This is a genomic window from Mesorhizobium sp. WSM4311 (assembly GCF_002295115.1).
Lineage (GTDB): Bacteria > Pseudomonadota > Alphaproteobacteria > Rhizobiales > Rhizobiaceae > Mesorhizobium.
The window spans coordinates 249,085-262,847 of the sequence record NZ_NSFV01000001.1; the positions used below are offsets into that span (position 1 = coordinate 249,085).

Annotated in this window: 13 protein-coding genes and 1 other RNA gene; 13 read left to right on the forward strand and 1 reads right to left on the reverse strand. The window is 64.0% G+C overall.

Going from position 1 to position 13,763, the window contains the following annotated elements:
- Positions 1-105 precede the first annotated feature (105 nt).
- From CK226_RS01245 to CK226_RS01260, 4 genes are all read left to right on the forward strand, one after another.
- A complete protein-coding gene (locus CK226_RS01245) occupies positions 106-810 on the forward strand; it encodes a transglycosylase SLT domain-containing protein (RefSeq protein WP_095787734.1) in 705 nt (234 codons plus the stop codon).
- A 77-nt stretch (positions 811-887) separates the two neighbouring features.
- Positions 888-1,287, forward strand: an RNA gene (rnpB, locus tag CK226_RS01250) — RNase P RNA component class A.
- A gap of 167 nt (positions 1,288-1,454) precedes the next feature.
- Positions 1,455-1,730 (forward strand): type II toxin-antitoxin system ParD family antitoxin, encoded by a 276-nt coding sequence (locus CK226_RS01255; protein ID WP_095773934.1) that lies wholly within the window; start codon positions 1,455-1,457, stop codon positions 1,728-1,730.
- The gene (locus tag CK226_RS01260) at positions 1,678-2,022 is read left to right on the forward strand and encodes a type II toxin-antitoxin system RelE/ParE family toxin (RefSeq protein WP_095787735.1); all 345 of its coding nucleotides are present in this window, start codon (positions 1,678-1,680) and stop codon (positions 2,020-2,022) included. The genes CK226_RS01255 and CK226_RS01260 overlap by 53 nt, the downstream gene beginning before the upstream one ends.
- Positions 2,023-2,030: 8 nt before the next feature.
- Here the strand turns inward: CK226_RS01260 and CK226_RS01265 are convergent, their stop codons facing one another.
- Positions 2,031-3,146 (reverse strand): cystathionine gamma-lyase, encoded by a 1,116-nt coding sequence (locus tag CK226_RS01265; RefSeq protein ID WP_095787736.1) that lies wholly within the window; start codon positions 3,144-3,146, stop codon positions 2,031-2,033.
- 406 nt (positions 3,147-3,552) lie between these two features.
- On the opposite strand from CK226_RS01265, the gene mraZ reads away from it, so the two are divergent.
- The 9 genes from mraZ to ftsW are packed head-to-tail and all read left to right on the forward strand — an operon-like array spanning position 3,553 to position 13,762.
- Positions 3,553-4,011, forward strand: coding sequence for a division/cell wall cluster transcriptional repressor MraZ (gene mraZ / locus CK226_RS01270; RefSeq protein WP_095790804.1), 459 nt, complete (start codon positions 3,553-3,555; stop codon positions 4,009-4,011).
- A complete protein-coding gene (rsmH, locus tag CK226_RS01275) occupies positions 4,008-5,024 on the forward strand; it encodes a 16S rRNA (cytosine(1402)-N(4))-methyltransferase RsmH (protein WP_095790805.1) in 1,017 nt (338 codons plus the stop codon). The genes mraZ and rsmH overlap by 4 nt, the downstream gene beginning before the upstream one ends.
- A gap of 4 nt (positions 5,025-5,028) precedes the next feature.
- Entirely contained in the window at positions 5,029-5,424 is a 396-nt protein-coding gene (locus CK226_RS01280; protein ID WP_095787739.1) for a hypothetical protein, read from the forward strand.
- Positions 5,421-7,130: a penicillin-binding protein 2 gene (locus CK226_RS01285; protein ID WP_095787740.1), complete on the forward strand. Its 1,710-nt coding sequence runs from the start codon at positions 5,421-5,423 to the stop codon at positions 7,128-7,130. Before CK226_RS01280 ends, CK226_RS01285 begins: the two co-directional genes overlap by 4 nt.
- 54 nt (positions 7,131-7,184) lie before the next feature.
- Positions 7,185-8,639, forward strand: a complete 1,455-nt coding sequence (locus CK226_RS01290) for a UDP-N-acetylmuramoyl-L-alanyl-D-glutamate--2,6-diaminopimelate ligase (protein ID WP_095790806.1) — start codon at positions 7,185-7,187, stop codon at positions 8,637-8,639.
- Entirely contained in the window at positions 8,636-10,093 is a 1,458-nt protein-coding gene (locus CK226_RS01295) for a UDP-N-acetylmuramoylalanyl-D-glutamyl-2,6-diaminopimelate--D-alanyl-D-alanine ligase (protein WP_095790807.1), read from the forward strand. The genes CK226_RS01290 and CK226_RS01295 overlap by 4 nt, the downstream gene beginning before the upstream one ends.
- Positions 10,094-10,116: 23 nt before the next feature.
- Positions 10,117-11,199, forward strand: coding sequence for a phospho-N-acetylmuramoyl-pentapeptide-transferase (gene mraY, locus CK226_RS01300; protein ID WP_010910257.1), 1,083 nt, complete (start codon positions 10,117-10,119; stop codon positions 11,197-11,199).
- An 11-nt stretch (positions 11,200-11,210) separates the two neighbouring features.
- Positions 11,211-12,611 (forward strand): UDP-N-acetylmuramoyl-L-alanine--D-glutamate ligase, encoded by a 1,401-nt coding sequence (gene murD / locus CK226_RS01305; protein ID WP_095773943.1) that lies wholly within the window; start codon positions 11,211-11,213, stop codon positions 12,609-12,611.
- Positions 12,611-13,762, forward strand: a complete 1,152-nt coding sequence (gene ftsW, locus CK226_RS01310) for a putative lipid II flippase FtsW (RefSeq protein WP_095790808.1) — start codon at positions 12,611-12,613, stop codon at positions 13,760-13,762. Before murD ends, ftsW begins: the two co-directional genes overlap by 1 nt.
- Position 13,763 lies beyond the last annotated feature (1 nt).

Here is a 13,763-nt window from a genome sequence, read left to right on the forward strand (position 1 = left end):
GGGCAATTCGTACAGTTTGTCGGATCTCCAGCCCCCGGATGTTCCGCTATTAATCAAGCAGTGCCACGTGAATATCTTCGCGTGGTCCAGACAGAACAGGATCACATGCAGAAATTGACCGTTGTAACGGCAGCTCTTGCTGCCGGCGTAGTGACTTTTGCCTTCAGCGCGGCCGATGCCGCGACATGGAGCCCCCGGGCCGATCAGGGGCTCGTCGCGGTGACCAAGGGCAAGGCCACTTCAGCCAAAAGCAGCAGCAGCCTGAAGGCAACGGCGAAGCAGGCTTCCGCCAAGGTGGAAAAAGCCAGCTCGACCAAGGCGAAGAAATCCTCCGCCAAAAGACGGACGACGCGTGGCCGCAAGACCGTCGACATGACGACAACGGCATCGATCGGTCTCAGGAACGTCGCTGCGTCGACGGCGGCAGTGGCCAGCAGCGGCCAGTATTCCGCGATCGTTGCCCGCTATGCGGCAAGCTACGGCGTTCCGGTGTCGCTGGCCAACGCCGTCATCACGATCGAGAGCAACTACCGGCCGAACATGGTCGGCAGCGCCGGCGAGATCGGCCTGATGCAGATCAAGCCGGCGACGGCGCGGATGATGGGCTACAACGGTTCGGCCAAGGGCCTGTTCGATCCCGACACCAACATCAAATACGGCATGAAGTATCTCGCTCTGGCGCAGAACCTTGGCGGTGGCACGACCTGTGGCACGATCCTGAAATACAATGCCGGCCATGCCGCGACGCGGATGAACCCGATCTCGGCCGCCTATTGCAGCAAGGTCAAGGTTCAGATGGCCGCGCTCTGATAGCAAGTTGCGAGAGCCGGCGGACAAGCCGGCTTTTTCATTTGCGTTTTCCCGGCTGAACCCCTTTATACGCCTTGCCAGCTGGCTGGGCGGCCGCACTCGCAAACGCCGAAAGGCCGCGAGTGAGGAAAGTCCGGGCTCCATGGAGACACGGTGCCGGTTAATGGCCGGCGGGGGCGACCCCAGGGAAAGTGCCACAGAAAGCAAACCGCCACGACTTTGTCGGGGTAAGGGTGAAAGGGTGGGGTAAGAGCCCACCGCGCGACTGGCAACAGGAGCGGCACGGTAAACCCCACCGGGAGCAAAACCGAATAGGGGCGGTGCGAGGGGAAACCCTCGAGGGCTGTTTCCGGCTCACCGTCCGGGTAGGTTGCGTGAGGCGCATGGCAACATGCGCCCAAGATGAATGGTCGCCACGTTCTCGTCCCGCAAGGGGCGAGGGCCATACAGAACCCGGCTTACAGGCCAGCTGGCAGTTTCGTCCTCGAAGAGAAGTCCTTTGAGATCAGCAGGTTGCGCCCTCGGGCGCGCCTGTCGATTCAAGTCTTTTCGGCTATTCGCCTACAAGAACCCAGCTCGGCCTCACTTGAAGCTGGTGCGATTAAATCCTACTGTGGTCCGAGAACGATATCGGGAGCCCTATCATGGGACAGGTCGACAAGCGCAGCATCACGCTCTCGCCGGAACTGGCGCAAGCGGTGGACGACGTGGTCGCCGCCGGCGAATATGCCTCGGCGAGCGAGGTCATCCGCGATGCGCTGCGGCAGTGGAAGGACCGTCGCGATCTCTTCGGCTATACGATCGAGGAACTACGCAAGTTGGTGCAGGAAGGGATCGACAGCGGGCCGGGACGATTTGCATCGATGGATGAAATCAAGGCCGAGGCACGGAGACGCTTGCGATCTGACGACGCGGCATGAATTTTCTGCCCATCGTCCAGAACGCACGGAAGACGATCTGATCGCGATCTGGCTTCATGTTGCGCGCGACAACGAGGCCGCAGCCGATCGGCTGCTCGACCGCTTCGAGGCGCGGTGGCAGCAACTGGCTTCCTTTCCCTCCTCAGGCGCGCCACGTGACGACATTGGGCCTGGCATCCGTCATCTGGTCGTCGGCGAGTATCTCACTCTGTATCGCGTCGGCGACGCGATCGAAATTCTTCGCGTGCTGCACGGCCATCGCAACATCGAGGCCGACGACCTCGGTTCGTGATCGGCCTGTCAGGTGCTGATCCTGTCCAGCGACGTCTCGATGGCCTTCCAGAGTTCTTCCACCGGTTCGCAGCCGATCGAGAGGCGCACAAAGCCGGGCGGCACCGCATCACCTCGCTTCGAGCGCCGCTCGGCCGAAGTGTGGACGCCGCCGAAGGAGGTCGCGGCCTCTATCAATGGGCAATTGTTGATGAAATCCTCGGCCTTGTCCTCCGAGGCGAGGTCGAACGAGATGAGGAAGCCGAAGCGCTCCATCTGGGCGCGGGCGAGGTTGTGCGACGGGTCGCCGTTCAGGCCGGGAAAACGCAGGCCACGCACCGCGCGATGTTCCCTCAGCCGCTGCGCGATCGTTTCGGCGGACGAGCACATGCGGTCGAAGCGCACTTCCAGTGTTTCGAGGCCGCGATGCACCAGCCATGCCTCGAACGGCCCGGGAATGCCGCCGGCCATTGCCCGCCAGTCCGTCACCTTGGTGATGATGTCGGCGTCGCGGCTGGCGACGTGGCCGAACAGCACGTCCGAATGGCCGTTGACCGCCTTGGTGTCGGCGGAGACGACGACATCGGCGCCGAAGTCGAGCGGACGCTGGCCGAATGGCGTCATCGTCGTGTTGTCGATGACAAGGACCCCGCCTTGTTCGTGGACAGCCTTGGCAATCGCCGAGATATCGCAGATGTCCAGCCGCGGATTGGACGGGGTTTCCACGAAGACCAGCGAATAGCCTTTGAAGCCGCCGTCAAGGAAGGTTGGCGTCGGCCTGGTGTCGCAGGTGATGCCGAGCGGCTTCAGGAAGCGTTCGGCCATCGCGCGCGTCGCATGATAGCCGTCCGCCGGCAGGAGCACGCGATCGCCTGATTTCAGGAGCGCGAAAAACACCGACGAAATCGCGCCCATTCCAGAGGGAAAACTCACGCATTGCGCATCTTCCAAATGGCCGAGCACATGTTCCACGGCGCGCCAGGTTGGATTGTCGTAGCGGCCATATTGATCGAACCCGGTCTCTACACCCGGCGTGTGAAAGATCGACGCCATGGTCAGCGGCAAGGGGATCGGATCGCCACTGGCGAAATCGCGGCTGCGCAAATGAGAAAGTTCGGCGGCGCGTGACTTTGCCGTCTCGGACATGAACTCGATCCTTGTTTTTGGGCGGAAGACGTCGCTCGACGCTATGCGCGCGGGTGATCGGCGGCAAGCCAGGTCTTTTGGGCCAGCGGGCTCTAAACGCTTCGTTAGGCTTAATGGATCATAAAGACGGGACGTGCCGTAACGGCTGCTCGGATTGGTCGCGATGCGCGTGTTTATGAAGCCTATTCCCGTTGACGCCCATAGTGCCCCATGATATCCCATCAAGACATCACAGCCTTCGTTCCGCGTCAGGGTAAAGCGTACGCCAGTCGGGCAGCCGCGGCGGCTGCGCGTTTGCCGGTTTTTGCCCGTGCGGGCGAGGCTGATACGGGGCAGGGAACGCGCAGCGGCGGCGCGTGCGAGACGATGAAGAGGGGTGCGGCGGCGCAAGCGGCCGTAGCGTTTAATGGACCGGTTTCTGTCGAACACGGTGAGCAGGATCGATGCGAAGGGGCGGGTGTCCGTTCCGGCGCATTTCCGCGCCGTCGTGCAGAAGCGCGGCTATTCGGAACTCTATGCATTGCGCTGTCTGGACCTGCCGGCGATGGATGTCGGCGGGCTCGACCTGCTCGACCGCTACGAGCAGCGCATCGCGCAGGAGGATCCCTTTCTGCAGACGGCGGACGACATGTCGTTCTTCTGCCATGGCGACGGAGCATTCCTGAAACTCGACCAGGACGGCCGCATCACGATGAGCGATTTCATTCGCGAGCATACCGGCATCTCGGCGGAGGTGGCCTTTGTCGGGCGCGGCAATTTCTTTCAGATCTGGGAGCCGGGACGGCTTGCGGCCTATGGGGCGCAGGCACGGGCCAGGCTTTTGCTGCTTCGGCAGGGGACGAAGCCTGGGGAGCGACCGGAATGACGGCGGGCCACGGCGATGACGTCCACGCCGTTGGCGGATCGGTCCGCCACATTCCGGTTCTCCTTGCCGAAGTGCTCGAGGCACTGGCGCCGGCGGAGGGCGACATCATCATCGACGGCACGTTCGGCGCCGGCGGCTACACCAAGGCCATTCTGGCGACCGGCGCTTCCGTCGTCGCCATCGACCGCGATCCCGACGCGATCGCCGCCGGGCGCGATCTCGAGGCGCAATCGGGCGGCCGGCTGAGGCTGGTGCAGGCGCCGTTCTCGACGCTGGACGAGCATGTCGAAAGCGCCGACGGCGTCGTGCTCGACATTGGCGTGTCCTCCATGCAGCTCGACCAGGCCGAGCGCGGCTTTTCCTTCCGCTTCGACGGGCCGCTCGACATGCGCATGGCGCAGGCGGGCCTGAGTGCGGCCGACGTCGTCAACAGCTTCAAGCCGGGCGACCTTGCCCGCATCTTCGGCTTCCTCGGCGAGGAGCGTCACGCCGGCCGCATCGCCCGCATGATCGAGGCGCGCCGCGAAAAGAAGCCATTCGAGCGCACGCTGGAACTGGCCGACGCCATCGAAACGCATATCGGCCGCGCGCCGAAGGACAAGATCCACCCGGCGACCCGCGTCTTCCAGGCGCTGCGCATCTTCGTCAATGACGAACTCGGTGAACTGGCCAAGGCGTTATTCGCGGCCGAACGCGCATTGAAGCCCGGCGGGCGTCTGGCCGTGGTGACGTTCCATTCGCTGGAAGACCGCATCGTCAAGCGCTTCATCGCCGACCGTGCCGACGTCGCCACGGGATCACGTCACCTGCCCGAGGCGCATGCGCGCACGGCGACCTTCCGCAAGGCCGGTGGCGGCGTGACGGCTGATGATGCCGAGGTCGCTGCCAATCCGCGCGCCCGCTCGGCCAGGCTGCGCGCTGCGATCCGCACCGAGGCGCCGGCGCGCGCCGGCGATTTTTCGATTTTCGGCCTTCCAAAGCTTCCCGGCATCGATCGGCCGGGGGAGAGGTAAGCACGTGTTCCGTACCAGCGACATTGTCCTGATCGCCGTCATGGTTTCGGCGGCGGCCCTGACCTACAAGACCAAGCGCGAGGCCGAGGATCAGTTGGCGGCGGTGCAGAAGATCCACAACCAGATACGCTATGAGGAGGAGACGATCGACCTGCTCAAGGCGGACTGGAGCCTGCTCACGCAGCCGTCGCGGCTGCAGAAGCTCGCCGAACTCTACAAGTCGCAGCTCGCACTCGAACCGGTCAGCGCCCGCCAGATCGTCGGCTTGGGCGACCTGCCGGCCAAGGCCCTGGACATCCAGGACATTCTGAACGGACGCCAGGGCGGCATGGCCGACAATTCCGACAAGGCGCCTGCGGACGGCAAGGATCCCGTCGTGACTGGAGGCATCGCCCAATGATCGGCAAACTGCTGAAGCGTCGCGCAAGGACGGGTGAAGACGGATCGATCGTCGTCGAGGGCGCACGCAAGGCGACCGGCGGCAAGGGCAAGGCGCGCATCGTGATGACGATGGCGGTGTTCTTCGGCATCTTCTCGACCATTTCAGGGCGATTGGTCTATCTCGGCTTCCAGACGCCTGACCTGTCGGGGGGGCCGCAGAGCCGGATCACCGCCTCGCGGCCCGACATTGTCGACCGCAATGGCGAAGTGCTGGCGACCGACATCAAGACGGCGTCGCTGTTCGCCGAGCCGCGCCGCATCGTCGACGCCGACGAGGCCATCGAGAAGCTGTCGACGGTGCTGCCCGAGATCGATTACGAGCAGACCTACCACAAGCTCAAGAGCGGCGCCGGCTTCGTCTGGCTGCAGCGGCAGCTGACGCCCAAGCAGCAGGCCGACATCATGCAGCTCGGCATTCCCGGTTTCGGCTTCCGCACGGAGAAGCGCCGTTTCTATCCGAGCGGCGAAACCTCGTCCTACATTGTCGGCCTGACCAACATCGACAACCAGGGCATCTCCGGCATGGAGAAATATATCGACGAGCAGGGCCTGAGCGACCTGCAGGCGTCGGGCCTGGCGGTGGCCAAGGATCTCAAGCCGGTGAAGCTGTCGATCGATCTGCGCGTCCAGCATGTTGTGCGCGACGAGATTGCCGCCGGCCTGGAGCGCTATCGCGCGCTCGGCGCCGGCGCCGTCGTGCTCAACGTCAAGACCGGCGAAGTGGTGGCCATGGCCTCGGTGCCGGATTTCGATCCGAACAATCCTTACAATGCGCAGGAAAAGGATCGGCTGAACCGGATGTCGGCGGGCCTCTATGAGATGGGCTCGACCTTCAAGAGCTTCACCTCGGCCATGGCGCTCGATTCCGGCAAGGCGACGATGAACAGTCGTTTCGACGCGTCGCATCCGATCCGGGTCGGCCATCAGGCCATTCACGATTTCCACGGCAAGAACCGTGTGCTGTCCTTGCCGGAGGTGTTCCTCTATTCGTCCAACATCGGCTCGGCCAGAGAGGCCGAACTGGTGGGCATCGAAGGGCACCGGGAATTCCTGCATCGCCTTGGCATCCTGGAAAGGATGCAGACCGAACTGCCGGAAGTCGCCCGCCCGACCGAACCGAAGGTCTGGAAACAGGTCAATTCGTTCACCATCGCCTTCGGCCATGGCGTATCGACGACCCCGCTCCAGGCGGCTGTCGGCTGCGCGGCACTGATGAATGGCGGCTATTTGATGAATCCGACCTTCCTGGTGCGCACGCAGCAGGAAGCGATGGCGATTGCCAAGAAAGTCGTCAACGAAAAGACGGTCGAGGGCATGCGCTACCTCTATTCGCTCAATGCCGAGAAGGGCTCGGCCAGAAACGCCAGAGTCCCCGGCTACCGCGTTGGCGGCAAGACCGGAACGGCCGAGAAGGTCATCAACGGCCGCTACTCTAAAGACCTGAATTTCAATACCTTTGTCGCCGCATTTCCAATGGACGATCCGCAATATCTGGTGTTCACGATTGCCGACGCCCCGCACCCGGAAAAGCCTGGGATGACCGACGTCGCGGCCGCGAATGCGGGGGTCATAGCGGGTAATATCATCAGGCGGTCGGCGGCCATGCTTGGCGTGAAACCAGATTTCAGCCATGAAAATGGTGCAACGTTGGTTTCCTACGAGTGATTCTTAGGGCGCGCCGGCGACTGCGCGCTATTTTATTGCGGTGAACGGAACTCGATGAAGCTCAGAGATCTAGCCGGTGTCCTGCCAGTCGAAGGAACAGCTTCCGCCGATCTGGAGGTTACCGGGATTTCGTCCGATTCCCGCCAGGTAAAACCGGGCGTCGTCTTTTTTGCGCTCGCCGGCACCAAGGCGGACGGCGCGGCCTATGCCGCCGACGCGGCCAGGCGCGGCGCGCTGGCGATCGTGACAGTCAAGGGCAGTTCCGTTGCCGAACTGCCGGTTCCTGTGCTGGCGGTCGACGATCCGCGCCTGGCGTTGGCATTGAGTGCTTCCCGCTTTTTCGGCAAGCATCCGCAGACCATGGTGGCTGTGACCGGCACCAGCGGCAAGACCTCGGTCGCCGCCTTCACCAGGCAGATCTGGGAGCAGGCGGGCTACGCCGCGGCTTCGATCGGCACCACCGGCGTGGTGGCGCCAGGCCGCAACGAGTATGGCTCGCTGACTACGCCAGATCCCGTCGCCCTGCACCAATTGCTGCGGGAATTGGCCGATGCCGGCGTCACCCATGCTTCGATGGAAGCCTCCAGCCATGGGCTCGACCAGCGCCGTCTCGACGGCGTGAAGCTCGCCGCCGGCGGCTTCACCAACCTTGGCCGCGACCACATGGATTACCATCCGACGGTCGAGGATTATCATCGCGCCAAACTGCGCCTGTTCGACACGCTGCTGCCGAAGGGCGCGCCGGCGGTCATCTTCGCCGACGATCCGTGGTCGGCACCGACGATCCAGGCGGCGAAGGCCGCCGGGCTCAATGTGCTAACGGTTGGCCGCCATGGCGATTTCCTCACGCTGAAGCGGGTCGAGCACGAACGCCATCGCCAGCGCGCCGAGGTGGAGGCCGAGGGCGTGCTTTACGAAATCGACTTGCCGCTGGCCGGCGATTTCCAGATTTCGAACGCGCTGGTTTCTGCAGGGCTTGCCATTTCCACCGGAACACCCGTCGCCAAGGCCTTGGCCGCATTGGAAAAATTGAAGGGCGCGCCGGGGCGGCTCGACCTGGTCGGCACCACCGCCAGCGGTGCGCCGGTCTATGTCGACTACGCCCACAAGCCCGATGCGCTGGAAAACGTGCTGGCTTCGGTGCGTCCGTTCACCACCGGCCGCGTCATGGTCGTGTTCGGTTGCGGCGGCGACCGCGACCGGGGCAAAAGGCCGATCATGGGCGAAATCGCCACCCGGCTTGCGGATGTCGTCATCGTCACCGACGACAATCCACGCTCGGAAGTGCCCGAGACGATCCGCGCCGCCATTCTGGCCGCTGCCCCCGGCGCCATCGAAATCGGCGACCGGCGCAAGGCGATCCACGAGGCTGTCGGCATGCTTCATGCCGGCGACACGCTGATCGTCGCCGGCAAGGGTCATGAGGAAGGCCAGATGATCGGCTCCGAAACCCTGCATTTCTCCGACCACGAGGAAGTCCGCGCGGCGCTGCGGGAGCGTGCCGCATGAGTTTGCTGTGGACCTCCGACGCGCTGGTTGCCGCCATGGACGGGCGGCCGCTCGGGCCTATGCCCGAGGGCATATCGGGCATTTCGATCGACAGCCGCAGCCTGCAGCCGGGTGACGCCTTCTTCGCCATCAAGGGCGAGGCGATGGATGGCCACGACTTCGCCACCGCGGCCATCAAGGCCGGCGCCGGTGTGCTGGTGGTGGCGGAAGGCAAGCTGCCGTCGCTCGGCCGGCTGACGGCGCCAATCATCGTCGTCGAGGATGTGCTGGTCGCGTTGGAAAAGCTTGGTGTCGCGGCGCGCGCCCGTTCCCAGGCCAAGATCATCGCGGTGACCGGTTCGGCCGGCAAGACCACCACCAAGGAAGCGCTGCGCCATGTGCTGTCGGCGGTCGGCAAGGTGCATGCCTCGGCACAGTCCTTCAACAATCATTGGGGGGTGCCGCTGACGCTGGCGCGCATGCCCGATGATTGCGACTATGCCGTGTTCGAGATCGGCATGAACCATCCCGACGAGATCCGGCCGTTGGTGAAGATGGTGCGGCCGCATGTCGCCATCGTCACCATGATCGCTGCGGCGCATCTCGGCTTCTTCCGCAATCTGGACGAGATCGCCAAGGCCAAGGCCGAGATTTTCGAAGGACTGGAGCCCGAGGGTGCGGCCGTCCTCAACCGCGACGATGCGCGCTTCAAGCTGCTCGACAAGATGGCGCATGCGGCAGGCGTCGAGCATGTGTACGGTTTCGGCGAGAATGCGCGCTCGACCTTCAAGCTCACCAAATGCGAGTTGCATGCCGACCATTCCGACATCGCCGCTCGGATCGGCGGCCATGACATGATCGCCCGCATCGGTGCGCCCGGCCGGCACATGGTGCAGAACGTGCTGGCGGTGCTGGGCGCGGCGCAACTGGTCGGCGCCGATCTCGACAAGGTGGCCCTGGCCCTGGCCGATCTCTCGGCAGAGCGCGGTCGCGGCAAGCGCCATGTGTTGCGGCATCCCGGTGGCCCGACTTCGAGCCACCCCGGTGGCCCGATCACGCTGATCGACGAGAGCTACAACGCCAATCCGGCCTCGATGGCGGCGGCCATGGCGCTGCTCAACGCGACGCCGGTGACGGGTGAGGGGCGCCGCATCGCCGTGCTCGGCGACATGCTGGAACTCGGCGAGCATTCGGCCAAGCTGCATGCCGCCCTTGCCGATCTCATCGTTGGCACCGGCACGCAGACAGTGTTTCTCGGCGGCCCCCAAATGCGGGCACTGGCGGAAGCGCTACCGGGCGACATCAAGACGGAATACCGCGCCGGCGTCGAGGAATTGAAGCCGGTGCTGCTTGCCGCGCTGAAGCCTGGCGACGTGGTGATGATCAAATCGTCGAAGGGCATCGGTTTTGCAAAACTGGTCGATGCGCTGCTGGGCAAGTACCCGGCTGAAACGACAACCAGCAAACTGACCTAGGTCAAGTCGGGGGACGAAAGCGCATGTTTACACTGCTGGTCGATTTCGCGGACAAGATCTCGGTCTTCAATGTCTTCCGCTACATCACGTTCCGCACCGGCGGGGCGCTGATCACCTCGGCGCTGATCGTCTTCATCTTCGGGCCGACCATCATCAATTCGCTGCGGCTACGGCAAGGCAAGGGCCAGCCGATCCGCGCCGATGGGCCGCAGACGCATTTCAAGAAGGCGGGTACGCCGACCATGGGCGGGCTGATGATCCTGTCGGGCATCATCGGCTCTTCGCTCCTGTGGGCGAACCTGTCGAGCATCTATGTCTGGGTGGTGCTGCTGGTGACGCTGGGCTTCGGCTCGATCGGCTTCTATGACGACTATCTGAAGGTGACCAAGCAGTCGCATCTCGGCTTCTCCGGCAAGGCGCGGCTGGGGCTCGAATTCATCATCGCCGGCATCGCCGCCTGGGTGATCATGCATAACGGCCAGGCGCCGTTCTCCTCATCGCTGACATTTCCCTTCGCCAAGGAATTCATCATCAACCTCGGCTGGTTCTTCATCCCGTTCTCGTGCTTCGTCATCGTCGGCGCCGGCAATGCGGTGAACCTGACCGACGGCCTCGACGGACTGGCGATCGTGCCGATCATGATCGCGGCGGCGTCGTTCGGCGTCATCGCCTATCTCTCAGGCAATGCGGTGTTCGCCGAATATCTACAGATCCATTTCGTTCCCGGCACCGGTGAACTGGCGGTCGTGCTGGGCGCCGTCATCGGCGCCGGCCTCGGCTTCCTCTGGTTCAACGCGCCGCCGGCGGCGATCTTCATGGGCGACACCGGTTCGCTGGCCATGGGAGGCCTGATCGGCACGGTCGCCGTCGCCACCAAGCACGAGATCGTGCTCGTCATCGTCGGTGGCCTGTTCGTGGTCGAGATTTTGTCGGTCATCATCCAGGTCGGCTACTTCAAGATGACCGGCAAGCGCGTGTTCCTGATGGCGCCGATCCACCATCATTTCGAAAAGCTCGGCTGGACCGAGAGCCAGGTGGTGATCCGGTTCTGGATCATCGCCGTCATCCTGGCGCTGGTCGGCCTCTCCACCCTGAAGCTCAGATAGGAAGCCCTCCCTTGATCCCCGCCGCATCCTTCGCAGGCAAGCACGTTGCGCTCTTCGGGCTCGGTGGCTCGGGGATCGCGACCGCACGCGCATTGATCGAGGGTGGGGCGCAGGTGCTGGCCTGGGACGACAATCCCGACAGTGTCGCCAAGGCGGCCACCACCGGTATCGCAACCGCCGATTTGCGCGGCGCCGACTGGGCGAAATTCTCGGCCTTCGTGCTGTCGCCGGGCGTGCCGCTGACGCATCCCAAGCCGCATTGGACGGTGGAACTGGCGAGGGGCGCCGGCGTCGAGATCATCGGCGACATCGAGCTTTTCTGCCGCGAGCGGACGCTCAGCGCGCCAACGGCGCCTTTCATCGCCATCACCGGCACCAACGGCAAGTCGACGACGACCGCGCTGACGGCGCATATCCTCAAATCGGCCGGCCGCGACACCCAGATGGGCGGCAATATCGGCCGCGCGGTGATGACGCTCGATCCACCGAAGACCAATCGACACTATGTCGTCGAGTGTTCGTCCTATCAGATCGACCTTGCTCCCTCGATCAACCCGACCGCCGGCATCCTGCTCAACCTGACGCCCGACCATCTCGATCGCCACGGCACCATGCAGCACTACGCCTCGATCAAGGAGCGGCTCGTGGCGGGCAGCGAGACGGCGATCATCGGCATCGACGATTCCTGGTGCGCGCAGATCGCTGAGCGGCTGGAGCGGGCAGGGCGGCAGGTCATCCGCATTTCCAAGCGGCTGCCGCTGACCGACGGCTATTTCGCCGACGGCACCAATCTGATGGAGGCCGTGCACGGCCGCTACAGCAAGGTCGCCTTCCTCGAAGGCATCGGTTCGCTGCGTGGCCAGCACAATGCGCAGAACGCGCTTGCCGCGGTCGCCGCTTGCCTGAAGGTCGGGCTCGACCTCGGCGAAATCCAGTCGGGGCTCGAGAGCTTCCCCGGCCTCGCGCACCGCATGGAGCAGGTCGGCCGCAAGGGCCATGTGCTGTTCGTCAACGATTCCAAGGCGACCAATGCCGACGCGGCGGCGCCGGCGCTGTCGAGCTTTCCGCGCATCTACTGGATCGCCGGCGGCCTGCCCAAGGAGGGCGGCATCGAGCCGCTGCGCGGTTTCTTCCCGCGCATCGCCAAGGCCTATCTGATCGGCGAGGCCGCACCGGCCTTTTCGGCGACGCTGGGCGAGGCGGTGCCTTACGAGATATCTGGCACGCTGGCCGCCGCGGTCGAGCACGCCGCCCATGATGCGGCCAAGGACGGCAGTGGCGAGGTGGTGGTGCTGTTGTCGCCGGCCTGCGCCAGTTTCGACCAGTTCAAGAATTTCGAAGTTCGCGGCGAAGCCTTCAGGCAAGCTGCGAGCGCTATAGATGGCGTCAAACCCATCGGAGGGGCACGATAATGCAGAGCCGTCTCGATAAAAGTCCTGTCGCAACCTGGTGGTGGACGATCGATCGCTGGTTCCTGGCGGCGTTCCTGTCGCTGATGGGGCTGGGCATCGTCTTGTCCTTCGCCGCCAGCCCCGCGGTCGCCGAGCGCATCGGCCTCGACAGTTTCCACTTCGCCACCAGGCAGATCATCTTCACCGTGCCGGCGCTCGGCGTGATGCTGGCCGTCTCCTTCCTCGATTCCAGGGAGATCCGGCGCATGTCGCTGATCATGCTGTGCCTCATGCTGGTGCTGATGGTGGCGGTGCTCTATATCGGCGTCGAGGTGAAGGGTGCGCGGCGCTGGGTGTCGCTCGCCGGCCTGTCGATCCAGCCCTCGGAATTCCTGAAGCCGGCCTTCGTCATCATGTGCGCCTGGCTGTTCGCCGAGCACAAGCGCCAGCCCGACATTCCCGGCAATTTGTTCGCCATGCTGCTGCTGGTGCTGGTCGTGTCGCTGCTGGTGGCGCAGCCGGACCTCGGCCAGACCATGCTGACGACCGGCACCTGGGGCATCATGTTCTTCATGGCCGGGCTGCCCTGGCTGTGGATCATCGTGCTGGGTGCTGCCGGCGTCGGCGGCGTCTTTGCCGCCTATACGGTGTTTCCGCACGTTGCCTTGCGCATCGACAAGTTCCTCACCGGCGAAGGCGACACGTTCCAGGTCGACATGGGACGCGACGCGCTGATCAATGGCGGCTGGTTCGGCGTCGGCCCGGGCGAGGGAACGGTCAAGCGGGTCATCCCCGACAGCCACGCCGACTTCGTCTTCTCGGTCGCGGGCGAAGAATTCGGGCTGATCATGTGCTTCTTCATCATGTCGATCTTCGCATTCATCGTGCTGCGCGGCCTAAACACGGCGCTCAAGGAACATGACGACTTCACCCGCTATGCGGTCGGCGGCCTCGTCACCGTGTTCGGCCTGCAGGCCGTAATCAACATGTGCGTCAACCTGCAACTGGTGCCCGCCAAGGGCATGACGCTGCCCTTCATCTCCTATGGCGGCTCCTCGCAGATCGCCATCGCCATTTCGATGGGCATGGTGCTGGCGCTGACGCGCAAGCGGCCGGAGAAGCGCAAGCAGATGGGTTTTGCGCTGCCGCAGCGCGCTTTGCCGGCGGAGTGAC